Genomic DNA, 16,051 nt, shown 5'->3' with positions numbered 1-16,051 from the left:
GTGCGGTGGCAGAGAACAGTCGTAGTCCCTTCTTCGTTCCGCTTCACGATTCCGTGGCCACCCTGCTGCTGCGCAAGGTTTTTGTTGTCTATGTCATCGTTACCTGCATCCTCACAAGTCTGCAGCTGTTCAACGCCTACCTGAACTCCCGCGACAAGGTCATCCGTTCTATCTATTCCATGGAAATCATTGTGCGCGACGGCCTCGCCGCCGCCATTTATAACGTGGACGAGGAGCAGGTGCACACCATCGTGCGCGGCATGCTGGAAAGCCCCGTTGTGGTCGGGGTGCGTGTTGAGACAGAGTTCCAGGGTATTTTTGAGGTGCGCAATACCGAAACATCCCTTCCGCTCACCACTCCCGCCTTCGGGCGTGACGGTGAACTGCTGCATGTGGAAGGCGGCGGCGGCCGTGAGGGCCTTTTCTGGTTCACCACACCGGTCATTTATACGGAATACGGGGGCGAACCCTACACCATAGGCGCGTTGACGGTTTTTTCCAGTCACGGGGTGGTCCTTTCCGAGGTGTGGCAGGAGTTTGTCATCATCTTCGTGAACGCGGTGCTCAAGACCGCTGCGCTGTGGATTATCTTCCTCTGGTTTGCCCGCAGATTGCTTTCAAAGCCGCTGGAAGAACTCACGCAGGCCACCACGCACGTCAGTCTGGATACGCTGGAACACGTGCGCGTGCGGGTAAACACGCACGGCCGCAACGAACTTACCGTGTTGTGCGATGCGTTTAACGCCATGCTGTCCAACCTGCTGGTCATGCGTAAAGAGTCGGAACGGCTTGCGCGCAGCCTCACCGAGGCGAGCAGGCAGATTGAGGAATATAGCTGGACACTGGAAGACAAGGTGGACGAGCGCACCCGCCAGCTTGATGAAAAAAACGATGAATTAAAGCATGTTATCGAAAATCTCCAGAAGGCCAAAGAGCAGGCGGAGGCCGCCACCCGCTCCAAGAGCCAGTTCCTCGCTACCATGAGCCACGAGATCCGCACGCCCATGAACGTGATTCTGGGCATGGCGGAACTGCTGGAAGAGGGAGAACTGGGCCGGGAGCAGAGGGATAACCTCAAGGTGCTGCGGTTTGCCGGTGCAGGGCTTTTGGACATCATCAACGATATTCTGGACATCTCCAAGGTTGAAGCCGGCCAGTTGTCCATGGAGAATATCGACTTCGACCTCCACGAAGTGGTGGACAAGGTCGTCCGCGCCATGGCTGTGCGCGCTCACGAAAAGGGGCTGGAAATTGCGTGGCGTATTGCTCCGCATGTTCCCGGTAAGCTGGTGGGCGACCCCACGCGACTGCGTCAGGTGCTCATGAATCTTGTGGGCAACGCCATCAAATTCACCGATGAGGGCGAGGTCCTTCTGGAAGTGGAGCCAAACCCGGATACCTTTGATTCCGGCAACCTGCTGTTCAGCGTGCGCGATACAGGCATGGGCGTGCCCAGACACCTGCATGACCGCATTTTCGATACCTTTTCGCAGGCAGACTCCTCCATAACCCGCAAGTTCGGCGGAACAGGTCTGGGGCTGTCCATCTGCCGTCAGCTGGTCACGCTCATGGGCGGACGCATCCGGGTAGAGAGTGATGGAGTAAAAGGCGCGGTGTTTTCGTTTACCGCCATGTTCGGGGTACGGCACGCCCCCCTTGCCCGCAAGGAACACTCTCTTACCGTGGCGGGCAGGCGTCTGCTGGTTGTGGAACCTCACGATTTCAGCCGCACGTTCATGCGGGAGCATCTGGAGGCAATGGGTGCCTCTGTGGAAACCCTCAGCGATCCCGTCCTTGCCCCGGAACTGGTGCGCAGGCTCTTTTCCCGCGGGTGGGCGGTAGATGCCGCCGTGACCGTGCTGCCCTTCGAAGGAGCAAGGGAGTATCTCGCCGCCCTTGCGGAAGAAGGAGTGCCGCGCTGTATTATTCTGCGCACAATAGTGAATAGTGCCAAAGATCCTGTCATTCCCGCCGATATGCTGGTTTCAAGAATCATCAAGCCCGTTGCGCCGGAATCGCTGGAATCCGCTCTGTGCGATGTGTTTGACGCCTCATCGGAACAGATAAACGAGCCTGAGCAGGGGGAAACCATAACCCGTCCTCTGCGCATCCTGTTGGTGGACGATTCTCCCAACAACAGAATGGTGGTGGAACTGTTTCTCAGGCGCACACCGCATGAGCTCGTCATGGCGGAAAACGGTCAGCAGGGTGTGCAGTTGTTCGGGCGTGAGCATTTTGACGTGGTGCTTATGGACATAGAAATGCCGGTCATGGACGGGCTCACCGCCACACGGCGCATCCGTGAAATGGAGGCGGAGCGGGGCCTGCCCCCGGTGCCCGTGGTGGCACTTACCGCCCATGCCCTGGATGAAGAGCGCGCCAAGGCGTTTGATGCCGGGTGTACAGGATTTTTAACCAAACCGCTGAACAAGTCCGTTTTGCTCAAAGAAATTTCAGTCATTTAATATGCTGATATTAAAGGAGTATTGAGAAAATTTTAAAAAATTATTCTGCTCCCCCTTTTCATCGTGAAAAACTGCTTTATTATCCCCTCAGCGCCGGGTAGGTTTTACGGCTCCCGGTAAGTCAGCCCCGCGATTTCTGCGGGCTTTTCATGTGTAGTCCTAGCGGCTTTTTGCTGCGCCTTGCGCGGAAAGTGCTCTTCTGGCTTGACAGAAGAGCAGGAGAGGGTGAAAAGCCGTCCTGTGCTGGCACTCGTCGTAGGTGAGTGCTAGTAAAACCAGATTAATACAAGTAATGTTGGAGGTTTATAGTATGAATCTGAAGCCCCTGAGCGATCGAGTTCTGGTGAAGCGTCTGGAAGCCGAAGAAAAGACCGCTGGCGGTCTGTACATCCCCGACACCGCCAAGGAAAAGCCTTCCCGCGGTGAAGTCGTGGCCGTTGGCCCCGGCAAGGTGGAAAACGGCAACGCCATCGCCATGACCGTTGCTGTCGGCAACCGCGTGCTCTTCAACAAGTACGCAGGCTCCGAGATCAAGATCGACGGTGTGGACTATCTGGTGATGCGCGAAGACGACATCCTTGCAATCATCGCTTAACTTCTCTCATTAGCTAGATATTCAGGAGAATACACATGGCCAAAGAAATTCTTTTTGACGCCAAGGCACGCGAACGTCTTTCCCGCGGTGTGGATAAGCTTGCAAACGCCGTTAAGGTTACCCTCGGACCCAAGGGCCGCAATGTGGTCATTGAAAAGTCCTTCGGTTCCCCCGTCATCACCAAGGACGGCGTTTCCGTAGCCAAGGAAATCGAACTGGAAGACAAGTTCGAGAACATGGGCGCGCAGATGGTGAAGGAAGTTGCCTCCAAGACTTCCGACATCGCAGGCGACGGCACCACCACCGCCACCATTCTTGCCCAGTCCATCTACAAGGAAGGCGTAAAGCTGGTTGCCGCAGGCCGTAACCCCATGGCCATCAAGCGCGGCGTTGACAAGGCAGTGGAAGCCCTGGTGGCAGAACTGAACACCCTTGCCAAGCCCACCCGCGACCAGAAGGAAATTGCCCAGGTCGGCACCATTTCCGCCAACTCCGACTCCACCATCGGCAACATCATTGCCGAAGCCATGAACAAGGTGGGCAAAGAAGGCGTCATCACTGTAGAGGAAGCCAAGGGTCTGGAAACCACTCTGGACATCGTGGAAGGCATGCAGTTCGACCGCGGCTACCTCTCCCCCTATTTCGTGACCAACGCCGACAAGATGATCGTGGAGATGGATTCTCCCCTCATCCTCATCTGCGAAAAGAAGATCTCCAATATGAAGGACATGCTCCCCGTGCTGGAGCAGGTCGCCAAGATGAACAAGCCCCTTGTCATCATCGCCGAAGACGTAGACGGCGAAGCCCTTGCAGCTCTCGTGGTCAACAAGCTGCGCGGCACCCTGCAGGCTGTTGCCGTTAAGGCTCCCGGCTTTGGCGAACGCCGCAAGGCCATGCTGCAGGATATAGCCACTCTCACCGGTGGTCAGGTTGTTTCCGAAGAAATGGGCGTAAAGCTGGAAAGCATCTCCGTTGCCGACCTCGGTTCCGCCAAGCGCGTGGTGGTCGACAAGGAAAACACCACCATCGTTGACGGCGCAGGCAAGAGCGACGACATCAAGGCCCGCGTGAAGATGATCCGTGCGCAGATCGAAGAAACCACCTCCGATTACGACCGCGAAAAGCTTCAGGAACGTCTCGCCAAGCTGGTGGGCGGCGTTGCCGTCATCAATGTCGGCGCAGCCACCGAGACCGAAATGAAGGAAAAGAAAGACCGCGTGGAAGACGCCCTGAACGCTACCCGCGCTGCCGTGGAAGAAGGCATCGTGCCTGGCGGCGGTACCGCGCTTGTGCGTGTTGCCACCGTGCTGGAAGATGTGAAGGTTGCCGATGACGACGAGGCTGCCGGTGTCTCCATCGTCCGCCGCGCCATCGAAGAGCCGCTGCGCCAGATCGCCGCAAACGCAGGCTTCGAAGGCTCCATCGTGGTCGAGAAGGTTCGCGAAGGCAAGGACGGCTTCGGCTTCAACGCTGCCAGCGGTGAATACGAAGACCTGATCAAGGCCGGTGTCATCGATCCCAAGAAGGTTACCCGTATTGCCCTGCAGAATGCCGCTTCCGTGGCTTCCCTGCTGCTCACCACCGAGTGCGCCATTGCAGAAAAGCCTTCCGAAAAGAGCGCTGCTCCCGCAATGCCCGGCGGCATGGGCGGCATGGGCGGCATGGGCGGCATGTACTAAGCTGCCCCGTATTGTCCCTGATTGTATGGGCCGGAGTTCGCTCCGGCCCTTTCCTTTTTCCGCAAGAGAAAATAGTGTGAAGAAGGGGCGTGTCCGGCTTCCATTCTTTTGTCATCTGAACACCGCGAGGAATCTATTGTATGCAAACCCCGTCTGAAAACTGCAAGGCGCTGGACCGTGAAGCCGCCATGGAACTGCTGGGCATAGACCGTCAGTCGCTGGAAACTCTCATCGTTCTGTTCAGTAAGGAACTTGGGGAGTGGACGGATTTTTTCACCACCGTCGTAGGGGGCGATACGAATACCATCAAGTCCAAAGCGCACAGGCTGAAAAGCGATGCAGCCAACGTGGGAGCCATGCGTGTGAGCAGGGCGGCTGCCGCGTTGGAGGCGGCCTGCGTGCGCGATGCGGATGCCGTGGAACCCTGCCGTGCTGCGCTGGTGAGCGCGCTGTGGGAACTGCATGAAGAGCTTGTGTAGTCCTTTGTGCCCCTAAAGGTTTGTGCCCCTGTGGCCGATGAGAAGGATGCAGGACGGGTGTGGAGCGTGCCCCTCGTCTGTTGCCGTGCAAATGTCATTGCGTCCGTCATATTGGGGGCGACCATGAAAAGATATACCTTCGGATGCTTGCTGCTTGCCTGCGCGACTCTGCTCGCGGGGTGCGAGGCATATCGGTCGCAGGTGCCTGTGCCGGTTACGCATAAGGCAGACTGGCAGTTCAAAATGCAGTCGGCCGGGCACTGGCAGGTTCTTGCAGGCGATGTGGCCGACCGTATTTTAAAAGCCATAGGTGATCGTGACGACCTGCTCATGAAGCCGCTGTACGTGCAGCCGCCCAACAGCCGCCCCTTTGCCATGGGTTTTTACAAGCTGCTGACCAGCGAACTTGTCTCGCGCGGAATGCAGGTTTCGCTCCACCGTGAGCGCGATGTGGTAGATGTGGAGTTCGACGTGCTCTCCATCCTGCACTCCTCACGGGCACAGCGGCCGCCCATAGGCACCTTCACCTCCATAGCCGCAGGAATAAGCGTGGCCCGTGCTCTGGACTCCATGGCGGAGTGGATTCCCGCCGCCATCGGTGCCGGGGTGCTGGCAGACTTTGCCAGCGGGGCCATAACCGGCGTATCCAACCACGAGATGCTTATCTCAGTCTCCATGTCCTACAACAACCGCTATGTGGTGCACACATCTTCCGTCTATTACATCAATGACCCGGATTTCGAGCAGTATGTAGACCCGCTCGCCCCCGGCCATTTCGTTCAGGAATTCCGGTCCCGCCCCGTGCGTGTGACCAGCCAGTAGGAGGCGATGGCCATGAAAATTCTCTCTTGCCTGTTCGCCGCTGCGGCTCTGCTGATAGCGGGCCACGCCCTTGCCGGTCAGGGGGCCGTTCCCCGCCAGCCGGCGCAGTACGAGGCTGCCCCCGCGCCCCAGAACGGCGGTTCGGTGCTTGTGGCCTCCAGCCATTATGCTGCCGATGTGCTGCACAACATGCTTTCCGCCCGCCTCAGCAAAGAAAGCCCGGTGCTGGTGGCCAGTATGGTGCAGCTGGACGATCTGGAAAAGACCTCGGGCCTCGGCAGGGTGGTCATGCAGCAGGTGGGGTCGCGGCTCAGCCAATACGGATACCGCATTGTGGACTCGCGCCTGCGCAGCAGCATGGTCATGCGCCCGCATGAAGGGGAGTTTATGCTCTCGCGCGATGTGGCCCGGCTGATGCAGACAGAGTATGCCGCGCAGGCAGTGCTGGTGGGCAGCTATACGGAAAGCCTGTCCGCAGTGTATTTTTCGCTGCGCCTCATCCGGTTGGATGATGGCGCGGTGGTGGCAGCCTACGAATACTATCTTCCCAACAGGGGCGAGGTGCGCAGTCTGTTGCAGCAGGGCCGCAAGGCATCCGGTGACGGAAGCATGTGGTCATCCTTTGCCGGCAGGCCCGAAGCATACGCCAGCAATGGTGTTTCGCTGCCTCCCGTTAAGAACCTGAACGTGCAGCGGCCGGACAGAGTCCCGCTTGTGGGGCATGTGCCGCCACGTGGAACGGCGGGAACTCCGTTCCCGGCGACAGGAGCTGCATCTCCTAGTGCTCAGACCTATACGGAAGACCCTCCCGTCATGCCCATGACCAGTGTGCCGGACGAGGGGATAAAGTAGCCGTCTGCAAGCCCTGTCCGGTATTCCGTATGCTCTGCGTCCGTCCGCTGCGTGGCCCGCATCACGTGTCCTCCTGATGTCCTGCTGATGTCCTGCTGATGCGCGGCGGGGTACACTGCGCAAGCATCAGGCTGGCTGCATAAGCTGTGAGCAGCCTGCGGGAAGGCTCTCCGGGCATCGCAGGTGCGGAAAATTGGGAAAAGCGGCCTTTTCCGCTTGTATTAATGAACGAAACAGCCTATGGGTGTTGCGCGGTCGCCAGAGCAGGCGCGGGCGAACCCCTGTCCGGCGCGGCAGCGGGGCGACTGCGTGTATATCCCCACCGGGTCAAACTTGACGCGGGCCGTTTTACACTGTAAAAGGGTCCGTTCATTTTTTTAAAGGAGTATTCCCATGAAGAGAACGTATCAGCCGAGCAAAATCAGACGTGCACGCGCATGCGGTTTTCGCGCTCGCCTTAAGACCGTGGGTGGTCGCGCTGTTCTGCGTCGTCGTCGTGCGAAGGGGCGTAAGAGATTATCTGCCTAACGCATCCGAGAGCGCATCGTTTGATCCGGCGGCCTGATTTTGTCAGCTGTTACAATACAGGCCGCCGTTACTTTTCAAAAAATTTCATCCTGTTTGTTCTGTTCCGTCCCTCCGGAGAGCCCGGCTGGCGGATGGGGATGGCGGTAACCAGAAAAACGGGGCCGGCAGTCACGCGCAATCGCATAAAACGTGTGATCCGCGAGTTCTTCCGGCTCAACCAGCATGAAATATGTGGTAGTCTGGATATCGCCGTGGTGCCCAAGCGCAGCATGGACCCGGACAGGGTGAACCTGAAGAGCGTTTCGCAGGAACTGCTGCCTCTTCTCCGCACAATCTGCGAAAACAGTACCCCGAAGTCGGGAAGCGAAGCGTCATGAAAACACTCGCACAAAGGTTGCTGGTGCTGCCAATCCGCTTCTACCAGCGGTGCATATCACCATTGTTTCCACCTGCCTGCCGATTTGTGCCCACGTGTTCAGAATACGCAGCGCAAGCCGTGTTGCGTCATGGCGTTTTCAAGGGAACCGCATTGGCGGTGTGGCGCATTTTGCGGTGTCATCCCTTCAGCCGCGGCGGCTATGATCCCGTCCCTCCCCTTCGGCGTCAATCCCCCTTGCACAGGAGTTTTTGAGGACTACATGATGGATAACAAGCGCATAATGATCGCTGTGGTGCTTTGTCTGCTCGTAACTGTAGGCTGGAATTATCTGGCGGATTACATGGGGTGGATATCCAAGCAGCCCGTTGCCCAGCAACAGGCTGCGCCCGCCGCACCGCAGGAAGCCGGTCAGCCTTCCTTTGATTCGGGCATGGATGCCCCCGCCATTGTTGAGTTCAAGCCCACTGAAGGGCGCGAAGTTACCGTTTCCACCCCTCTCTATACCGCCACCTTCCATTCGCAGGGCGGCGTGCTCAAGTCCTTTACCCTGAACGACTACAAGGAAACCATCGCGGAATATTCGCCGCTGGTGGATATGGTGGGCGAAGCAGCCGCCAACCTTGGCGCGCTGGGCGTTATGCTGGACGGCAAACGTTCGTGGGTGGAAGGGCAGTGGAGCTTTGAAGGCGATAACCTTGCGCTGCAAGGCGAAAAGAGCGGGCTGCTTGTCTTCACCGGCGAGGTGGAAGGCATCCGCGTTGTGCGTGAACTGCATTTCTTTGCCGATTCCTACGTCGTCAAAGAAAAGATCCGTCTGCTGAACGCCGGGGAAACCCCGCGCAGCGTGCGTCTGGACTTCACGCTTGGGGCGTCTTCCCTGAGCGGTCCGGAAGATAAGTACAACCCCACCAAGGTGGCTTGGTTCTCCGACTCGGAAGGGCTGGACAGCGAAGCCGATGCCAAGGATCTGGAAGCAGGGCTTGCCAAGCGGCTCCCCCTGCTCTGGGCCGGGGTTGAGAGCAACTACTTCCTTGCCGCCATCGCGCCGGAAAGCACTGATGTGGCAATGAAGGCCAAGTTCCAGTACGGTGTGTACCGCGTGGCTGTGGAACACAATGCGCTGGGCCTTGCTCCCGGAGCAGAAGTGGAGGCGGGAACGAGCTATTATCTGGGCCCCAAGCTTTCCATGCATCTGGAAAAGGCGCCCAACCTGCTCGGAAGCGCCGTGGATTACGGGTTCTTCTCCATTCTTGCCCGGCCCATGGTGGAGATGATCAACTTCTTCCACAAGTATGTGAACAACTACGGCGTTGCCATCATCATTCTCACCATTCTTATCAAGCTTGCTTTCTGGCCCCTTTCCCACAAGAGCTACAAGTCCATGGAGCAGATGAAGAAGCTTCAGCCCATGATGCAGAAAATCCGCGAAAAATATGCGGATGACCGGGAAAAGCAGAATCAGGAGGTCATGAACCTCTACAAGACCTACAAGGTCAACCCCGCCGGGGGCTGCCTGCCCGTATTGGTGCAGATTCCCGTGTTCTTCGGTCTTTATCAGGCTCTGATGAATTCCATAGAACTGCGTCACGCTTCGTTCATCCACAATCTGCCCTTTACGGACTACGTCTGGCTTGCCGACCTTTCCGTGGCCGACCCGTTCTACATTACCCCCGTTGTCATGGGGCTGACCATGCTGCTGCAACAGCTTATGACCCCCAGTTCCGGCGACCCGCTGCAAAGGAAGATGATGTTGATGCTGCCTGTGGTATTCACCTTCATGTTCCTGAGCTTCCCCTCCGGTCTGGTGGTGTACTGGCTGGTAAACAACGTACTCTCCATCTTCCAGCAGTGGCTCATGCTCCGCAAGGCATAGAGCCTTGCCTGTTAATCGCGAGTACACCTTGAGGTGAATGCATGGATGCATACAAGGAGTTCCAGGGAAAAACCCTGGACAGCGCTATCGAAGCGGCTTGCAGCTACTTCAACAGCGCACGAGAGAAGCTTGAAATAGAAATAGTCAATGACGCCAAGACCGGCATATTCGGTCTGGTGGGAGCCAAAAAGGCAAAGATCCGCGCCCGGCGCATGCAGCTGAATTTTGAAGCTGGTGTGCTGAACGGCGGTGAAGGAACGGGCACGGCAGATGGTCGTGACCGGAAAAAACCCAGCTCCGGGCGCAATGAAAAGCCCCGTGACGAACAGCGCAGAGAGCGCGGCGAACAGAGGCCGCGCGAGGAACGTTCCGAGAAAAGCCGTGTTCAGAACGGACAGGAAGGTGCCCAGCAGGCAGCTCCCGAAAGCCGTTCCAGACAGGGCGTAAAGGATGCGGACCGTGCGCAGGGAAAAGGCCGTCCCGAAAGACGTGCCGAAAAGCCTGCCGAAAAGCACCTTGGAGCGGAAGCCGGTACGGAAACGTCCGGTTCCGAAAAGGGACGTGGCAGACAGAAGCCTGAAGCCCAGTCCGAAGCCCGCACAGAACATTCCGAGGCGCGTTCGGAATCCCGGAACGACAAGTCCCGGCGTCAGGACCGGGGCAGAGGAAGCAGGCCTTCTCGTCAGCAGGATGAGACGGCTGCCCCGCGTGCCGAAGCGCCTGTAAATGGCGAGCAGGCAGCGCAGGAAGGATCGGCGACGGAGGAAGAACGCTCCGGCAGCCGTCGCAGCCGTGGCGGTCGCCGCCGCCCGCGTGGCGGTCGTGGACGTGGCGGTCGCAAGGAAGAGGGCACAGCCGATGGCGTGACCTCGGCAGAAGGCGATGCCGCTCCCGATGACTTTGCCGCATTCGGCAGCGAAGGCGACCTGATGAATGGCGCCGGATTTGGTGCCGGATTCGATGCCGATTTCGAAGATGACTCCATGGACGACATCCTCCGGGAGCCCATGGCAGAGGCAAATCTTGACGAACTGGACAAGGAGCTTCTGCTCTCCGTCGTCACGGAAGCCGTAAAGCGGATGGTGGTTCCCGTTATCGGGGAAACTCCGGTGGAGGCAGTCATTGAAGAAAACCGGGTGAAGGTCACCGTTTCCAGCGGCGACAATTCCGGCCTGCTCATCGGACGTGAAGGGCAGACCCTCGCTTCCTTCCAGTATCTGGTGAACCGCATTGTGGCCAAGCGCATGGGCGTTGCCGTGCGGGTACAGCTGGATACGGGCGACTACCGCGAGCGGCAGGACGATAAACTCCGCGAAATAGCCCTGCATCTGGCCGACAAGGCCAAAACGCTGGGCAAGCCTCAGTCCACACGGCCGCTCAGCTCCTACCACAGGCGCATCGTGCATCTGGCCTTGCAGGAAGATGATGAGATTCAGACCCGCAGCAAGGGCGATGGCCCCATGAAGCGGGTAATCATAGGCCGCAAGCGCAAAAGCGCTCAGTAGCGCATCTGCCCTTGGCATACCGATTCGGAGGAGGCTCATAAGGGCCTCCTTTTTCTTTGAGGTGTCTTTCCCCTAAAACGACTTGCCCGCAACCACCGGACAGGACTACACAACGCTCATGCAACATCTTCATTCATCGTACAGCGGAGACACCATTGCCGCCATAGCCACTCCTCTGGGACAAGGCGGCATAGGCATTGTCCGCATCAGCGGGCCGCAGGCGGGCACCTTGGCCCGCCGCCTGTTCAGGTCTTCATCGCGCACGTTCAGGGACTTCAGGCCCCGTGTCCTGCATTACGGTATGGTCACGGACGCGCAGGGAGAACCTCTGGACCACGTTCTGGCCGTGTTCATGCCCGGGCCACACACCTTCACCGGGGAAGATGTGGCAGAATTCCACTGTCACGGCGGCCCCGCCATTGTTACCGCCGTGCTGGAGGCTGCCCTCGCGTGCGGTGCTCGTTCAGCCGATGCTGGCGAGTTTACCAAGCGGGCCTTTCTGAACGGGCGCATGGACCTTACACAGGCGGAAGCTGTGGCCGAAATGATCGCCGCTCCCGTGAAAGGCGGGATACGCCTTGCAAGGGCTAAACTGGACGGAGAACTGGGCAGACGCATAGCCGCCCTGCGGCAACGGCTGGAGATGGTGCGCATGAAGCTGTGCGTGGCTGTGGATTTTCCCGAAGAAGACGTGGAGTGCCTCAGCCCGCAGGAATTTCTGGATGATGTGGAGCACGTACGCCATTCCTTGCAGTCCCTGCTGCGCAATTACGATCGTGCCCGTTGCTGGCGCGAGGGCGTGCTGGTGGTTCTGGCGGGGCAGGTGAACGCCGGTAAGTCCAGCCTCATGAACGCCCTGTTGGGGCGTACCCGTGCCATTGTAACGGATATCCCCGGCACCACCCGCGACTTTCTCGAAGAGCAACTCAGCTTCAACGGCCTGCCCGTGCGTCTGGTGGATACGGCGGGGCTTCGCGAGTCCGGCGACATTGTGGAACAGGAGGGGGTGCGGATAAGCCGCGACCTTGCGGCACAGGCCGACCTCGTGCTGCTGGTGGTGGACGCGCGTCTCGGACCCGGTTCTGCGGAGAAGGAGCTTGTGGCTGCCGTGGGGGCAGAAAGAGTGCTGCTTGTGCTGAATAAGTTCGATCTGCTTGATTCCCCTGAATGGGATGAAAGGGATGAAAAGGACAACAGAGCAGGGGATACTGCCGCGCCCCTGTCCGGCTGTGCGCAGGTGCGTGTTTCCGCCCGCGAGGGCAGAGGGCTGGATGCGCTTGTGGAAGCAGCGCGTGCTCATATACTGGAAAGAATGGGCGGCGGCGAGCCTGCTGCGGGTGATGTGGCCCCCAACCTGAGGCAAAGCATGGCGCTGCGGGATGCGGAGGAGGAGCTGCGCGCCCTGCGGGAAGACATCGGGAGCGGCGTCCCGTACGATATTCTGGGAGTACGGCTGGAAACAGCCTGCGCCATGCTCTCGGAAATAACGGGCGAAACCACGCCGGACGATATTCTGAACAGCATTTTTTCCAGCTTCTGCATCGGCAAGTAGGTCCGCGGTGCGCTGCGGAATGTGATGTGCGTCACGGACGCACGAGGCGGATAGGACTATCAGTTGAGAGCGCCCATTTTTGCAGATCATTCAGGAATGATGCACCGCCCTGCACGGGATACGGCCCGGTGCCGTTTTCCAAGGTCGCGCCGTGAGAGAGCCATAAACCCGCGGGCCGTTCCCACATGGCGGGCGGCAAGGCGCAGAACATGTTCGGGCTCTGTTGCCGCCGTGCGTGTCGAGAACAGGGCGCGAACGGCAGAACATTTCCCGGTTCCGCTGCGGATCATCACGTTTCAATAGTATGTAAAGCCGGGCACACTGCTGGTTCCGTGACCTCTTCCGCTTCACCTCAGCCGTATACGGAGCGTCCATGTCTGCCCCCTCAACACCCCATGAAATGACCGTCTGCCGAGGCGTTCAGGCGCAGACCAACTGCCGGTTCGCCATGCCGGTACCGGAATCCCTTGCCGTGCAACTGGAACAGTGTCTGGCGCAGAGCGGCTGGGCGCAGTTTCTGCATGGTGCCGTAACCGGGCCTGTGCTGCACCATCATACCTTCCGGGTGGCGCTGGCAGCCTGTCCTAACGGATGCTCACGCCCCCATGTGGCCGATGTCGGCATCATCCGCGCCATTACGCCTGAACTGGATACTTCCCTCTGCACCCGTTGCGGCCTGTGTGCACGCGTCTGCCCGGACAAGGTCATGACCATGCACGCGCATGGCCCGGTATGCGACCATGCACGCTGTATGCGCTGCGGGATTTGCGTGGACAAGTGCCCGGAGCGGGCGTTGCATGCAAGGGAATCCGGCTACAGGATAGTGCTTGGCGGCAAGCTGGGCAGGCACCCCCGGCTGGCAACGGAATTGCCCGGCGTGTTTGACGGGGAGCAGGCCGTAGCCCTTGTGAGCGGCTGCGTCAATTTGTACATGCGGCACTACCGGAAAGGGTTGCGCTTCGGCACCCTCGTGGAGGAATTGGGCGATTCCGTACAGGACGCACTGGAGCGGCCATGAACAGTGAACAGCTCGCGGATTCGTCCAAAGAACGTCCGGTTTCGTCCACATTTCGTCCAGTTCAAGAAGCACCTTCTCATACCCCTATGCGGTATGGACTGGCAGTGCCGCTGTTGGGTATTCTCCTGCTGGGAGCCCATACGTTACGCACGGGTGATGTGTGGCTAACATCCTTTGTGGTAACGATTTTTTGCCTTGCCCTCACCCGTCAGGGCTGGGCACGGCTGGTCACTGCCGCAGTTTTATTCGGGGCCAGCCTGCTCTGGGTGCGCACCGGTATCTCCCTGGTGCACATGCGCATGATGATGGGCCAGGACTGGCTGCGGCTGGCCGCTATTATGGGCGGAGTGTCGCTGTTTTCGCTCACCGGAGCCGGCATGCTTCTTTCCGCTCCGGCCCGCGCGCGGTACATGCGGCATGCGGCGACTGCCGTTCCGCAGGCGGCAGCATTCATGGTGTGCGCCTTGCTTCTTCTCGTCAGTCGTGATCAGGCAACCCGTGTAACCCTGCTGCTTTCCGACAGATTTTTCCCCGGCAGCGGCATGCTGCAGATTGTCCTCATGTCCATATACGCCGCCGTGGTGTGCGGCCTGCTTCTGGATAATCGCAAGGCCCGCCGCGTAAGGGCGGCCACCTGGGCCTTCTTTTCTGCCGTGTTTTTCGGGCAGCTTGCGCTGGGACTTGCGGGAGTCGAACGGCTGCTCATGACGGGTACTCTGCACATGCCTGTTCCTGCACTGGTCATTGCCGGTCCCCTGTTCCGGGGTGACGGATTCTTTATGCTCATCCTCTTTTCGGTATCGGTTCTGCTGGTGGGACCCGCATGGTGCAGCCATCTTTGCTACATCGGCGCATGGGATGACAGGCTGAGCAGGGTGCGCAAAGGGGCTCCCGCTCCGCTGCCCGCATGGGCAGGAACCGTCCGTGCAGGCATTGCCGTGACAGTGTTCGGTACGGCTTTGGGGTTAAGACTGGCTGGCGCGTCTCTGGGGCTTGCTCTGGCACTGGCGGCGGCGTTCGGTCTGGCGGGAGTGGCGGTGATGATGGCCTGCAGCTCCCGTGCTGGAACCATGGCGCACTGTTCAGCCTTCTGCCCGCTGGGGCTGGCAGGCAACCTGCTCTCTGCCGTGAGCCCGTGGCGGCTGCGCATTAATGACCGTTGTACAAGATGTGGTGCCTGTACACGTGTATGCCGGTACAATGCGCTTGCACCCTGCCAGGTGGAAAAAGGTCGGCCTGCTCTCTCCTGTTCGCTGTGCAGAGACTGCACCACCGTGTGTGCTCATGGTGCCATGGAGCTTACCTTTTTTCGTGCTTCTCCTGCGTTTTCCAAGCGCCTGTTTGTGGTGCTGGTTTCTTCGCTGCACGCCGTATTTCTTGCCGTGGCCCGCATTTAATGGGCATTGCCCTTTCCTGAAAACACTTTACGCCGTTGCAGGCATAATGTATGAAAGGCGACCGTCGGTGCCCAGCGTGCATACGGCGAGTGGTCAGAATACACGATGCAGCACATGAAGAACATTCCAGAAGAATATAAACGCAAAATTACCAAAGAAGAGATAAACGAACTTCCCCTGCACCGATATGAGGGCAGGGTGGAGGTTGTCCGTACTGATGAGGAGCTTGCGGTGGCCATTGCCCGCATGCGTCAGGAAAACCTGCTCGGATTTGATACGGAAACACGGCCCACCTTTCGCAAAGGGAAGCTGAACCTCCCGTCGCTGGTGCAGTTTGCGTGCAGCGATGTTGTTTTTCTTATCCAACTGAACTGGTTGCCCCTTACGGACAGTCTGAAAGACTTGCTTTCCGATTCTTCCATTATCAAGACCGGGGTGGCAGTGCGGGATGACATAAAGGATTTGCAGCGTCTTTCGCACTTTGAGGACGCTGGCGTAATGGACCTTGGAGAGGTGGCGCGGGCTGTGGGGTTGGAAACGCACGGCTTGCGCAATCTGGCTGCCAACTTGCTTGGATACCGCATTTCCAAAGGTGCACAGTGTTCCAACTGGGCCAGCCGTGAACTGACCGCGCAGCAAATTCAATATGCCGCCACAGATGCGTGGATAAGCAGAGAAATTCATTTGCGCATGGAAGCATTGGGATTTATTAAGGAACTTGTTGCTGCGTAATGCTTTTGTCACATTTTGAGCGGATGTGACAAAAAAGGCCGGGCGGAATGCGCCCGGCCTTTTTTGTTTTGCTTTCTTCCCTGAGAGAGTGGCATAATCGCGGGAAATTTCATGCAATAGAGTGCCTTGCTGTGGCAAGCACCGCCGCAGTTGTCATCATTATGTAACGGAGACA

Annotated in this window: 15 protein-coding genes; all 15 read left to right on the top strand. The window is 58.6% G+C overall.

All coding sequences use genetic code 11. From position 1 onward, the window contains the following. Positions 1 to 5: 5 nt before the first annotated feature. The 15 genes from HUV26_RS02080 (at position 6) to HUV26_RS02010 (ending at position 15,876) form a co-directional block, all read left to right on the top strand. Positions 6 to 2,465: an ATP-binding protein gene (locus tag HUV26_RS02080; RefSeq protein WP_174408420.1), complete on the top strand. Its 2,460-nt coding sequence runs from the start codon at positions 6 to 8 to the stop codon at positions 2,463 to 2,465. Between the two features lie 310 nt (positions 2,466 to 2,775). Continuing rightward, a complete protein-coding gene (gene groES / locus HUV26_RS02075) occupies positions 2,776 to 3,060 on the top strand; it encodes a co-chaperone GroES (protein ID WP_174408419.1) in 285 nt (94 codons plus the stop codon). A 35-nt stretch (positions 3,061 to 3,095) separates the two neighbouring features. Next, the gene (groL, locus tag HUV26_RS02070; protein ID WP_174408418.1) at positions 3,096 to 4,739 is read left to right on the top strand and encodes a chaperonin GroEL; all 1,644 of its coding nucleotides are present in this window, start codon (positions 3,096 to 3,098) and stop codon (positions 4,737 to 4,739) included. Between the two features lie 140 nt (positions 4,740 to 4,879). After that, positions 4,880 to 5,218 (top strand): Hpt domain-containing protein, encoded by a 339-nt coding sequence (locus HUV26_RS02065; protein ID WP_174408417.1) that lies wholly within the window; start codon positions 4,880 to 4,882, stop codon positions 5,216 to 5,218. Positions 5,219 to 5,341: 123 nt separating this feature from the next. After that, positions 5,342 to 6,040 carry a hypothetical protein gene (locus HUV26_RS02060; RefSeq protein ID WP_174408416.1) on the top strand — a complete coding sequence of 233 codons (699 nt, stop codon included), beginning with the start codon at positions 5,342 to 5,344 and terminating at the stop codon, positions 6,038 to 6,040. A 12-nt stretch (positions 6,041 to 6,052) separates the two neighbouring features. After that, positions 6,053 to 6,892, top strand: a complete 840-nt coding sequence (locus tag HUV26_RS02055) for a FlgO family outer membrane protein (protein ID WP_174408415.1) — start codon at positions 6,053 to 6,055, stop codon at positions 6,890 to 6,892. Between the two features lie 393 nt (positions 6,893 to 7,285). Next, a complete protein-coding gene (rpmH, locus tag HUV26_RS02050) occupies positions 7,286 to 7,420 on the top strand; it encodes a 50S ribosomal protein L34 (protein WP_174408414.1) in 135 nt (44 codons plus the stop codon). Then, the gene (rnpA, locus tag HUV26_RS02045; protein ID WP_308483139.1) at positions 7,408 to 7,797 is read left to right on the top strand and encodes a ribonuclease P protein component; all 390 of its coding nucleotides are present in this window, start codon (positions 7,408 to 7,410) and stop codon (positions 7,795 to 7,797) included. The genes rpmH and rnpA overlap by 13 nt, the downstream gene beginning before the upstream one ends. Then, positions 7,794 to 8,051, top strand: coding sequence for a membrane protein insertion efficiency factor YidD (gene yidD, locus HUV26_RS02040; RefSeq protein ID WP_174408413.1), 258 nt, complete (start codon positions 7,794 to 7,796; stop codon positions 8,049 to 8,051). The genes rnpA and yidD overlap by 4 nt, the downstream gene beginning before the upstream one ends. Positions 8,052 to 8,061: 10 nt before the next feature. Beyond that, complete coding sequence (yidC, locus tag HUV26_RS02035) at positions 8,062 to 9,672, top strand: membrane protein insertase YidC (protein WP_174408603.1); 1,611 nt, start codon at positions 8,062 to 8,064, stop codon at positions 9,670 to 9,672. 41 nt (positions 9,673 to 9,713) lie between these two features. Further along, positions 9,714 to 11,177, top strand: a complete 1,464-nt coding sequence (locus tag HUV26_RS02030) for a protein jag (protein WP_174408412.1) — start codon at positions 9,714 to 9,716, stop codon at positions 11,175 to 11,177. Positions 11,178 to 11,295: 118 nt separating this feature from the next. Further along, positions 11,296 to 12,729: a tRNA uridine-5-carboxymethylaminomethyl(34) synthesis GTPase MnmE gene (gene mnmE / locus HUV26_RS02025; protein ID WP_174408411.1), complete on the top strand. Its 1,434-nt coding sequence runs from the start codon at positions 11,296 to 11,298 to the stop codon at positions 12,727 to 12,729. Positions 12,730 to 13,102: 373 nt separating this feature from the next. Continuing rightward, complete coding sequence (locus HUV26_RS02020; protein WP_174408410.1) at positions 13,103 to 13,747, top strand: 4Fe-4S binding protein; 645 nt, start codon at positions 13,103 to 13,105, stop codon at positions 13,745 to 13,747. Beyond that, entirely contained in the window at positions 13,744 to 15,144 is a 1,401-nt protein-coding gene (locus HUV26_RS02015; protein WP_243451219.1) for a 4Fe-4S binding protein, read from the top strand. Before HUV26_RS02020 ends, HUV26_RS02015 begins: the two co-directional genes overlap by 4 nt. Before the next feature lie 114 nt (positions 15,145 to 15,258). Continuing rightward, a complete protein-coding gene (locus HUV26_RS02010) occupies positions 15,259 to 15,876 on the top strand; it encodes a 3'-5' exonuclease (protein WP_174408409.1) in 618 nt (205 codons plus the stop codon). Positions 15,877 to 16,051: the final 175 nt, after the last annotated feature.

It is taken from the genome of Desulfovibrio psychrotolerans (genome assembly GCF_013340305.1).
Classification (GTDB): domain Bacteria; phylum Desulfobacterota; class Desulfovibrionia; order Desulfovibrionales; family Desulfovibrionaceae; genus Halodesulfovibrio; species Halodesulfovibrio psychrotolerans.
This window is presented reverse-complemented; position numbering and strand designations above follow the sequence as displayed.

Coding starts and splice junctions, on each gene's coding strand:
- groES (WP_174408419.1), top strand. CDS start 2,776: ATGAATCTGAAGCCCCTGAGCGATCGAGTTCTGGTGAAGCGTCTGGAA.
- groL (WP_174408418.1), top strand. CDS start 3,096: ATGGCCAAAGAAATTCTTTTTGACGCCAAGGCACGCGAACGTCTTTCC.
- HUV26_RS02065 (WP_174408417.1), top strand. CDS start 4,880: ATGCAAACCCCGTCTGAAAACTGCAAGGCGCTGGACCGTGAAGCCGCC.
- HUV26_RS02060 (WP_174408416.1), top strand. CDS start 5,342: ATGAAAAGATATACCTTCGGATGCTTGCTGCTTGCCTGCGCGACTCTG.
- HUV26_RS02055 (WP_174408415.1), top strand. CDS start 6,053: ATGAAAATTCTCTCTTGCCTGTTCGCCGCTGCGGCTCTGCTGATAGCG.
- rpmH (WP_174408414.1), top strand. CDS start 7,286: ATGAAGAGAACGTATCAGCCGAGCAAAATCAGACGTGCACGCGCATGC.
- yidD (WP_174408413.1), top strand. CDS start 7,794: ATGAAAACACTCGCACAAAGGTTGCTGGTGCTGCCAATCCGCTTCTAC.
- yidC (WP_174408603.1), top strand. CDS start 8,062: ATGGATAACAAGCGCATAATGATCGCTGTGGTGCTTTGTCTGCTCGTA.
- HUV26_RS02030 (WP_174408412.1), top strand. CDS start 9,714: ATGGATGCATACAAGGAGTTCCAGGGAAAAACCCTGGACAGCGCTATC.
- mnmE (WP_174408411.1), top strand. CDS start 11,296: ATGCAACATCTTCATTCATCGTACAGCGGAGACACCATTGCCGCCATA.
- HUV26_RS02020 (WP_174408410.1), top strand. CDS start 13,103: ATGTCTGCCCCCTCAACACCCCATGAAATGACCGTCTGCCGAGGCGTT.
- HUV26_RS02015 (WP_243451219.1), top strand. CDS start 13,744: ATGAACAGTGAACAGCTCGCGGATTCGTCCAAAGAACGTCCGGTTTCG.
- HUV26_RS02010 (WP_174408409.1), top strand. CDS start 15,259: ATGAAGAACATTCCAGAAGAATATAAACGCAAAATTACCAAAGAAGAG.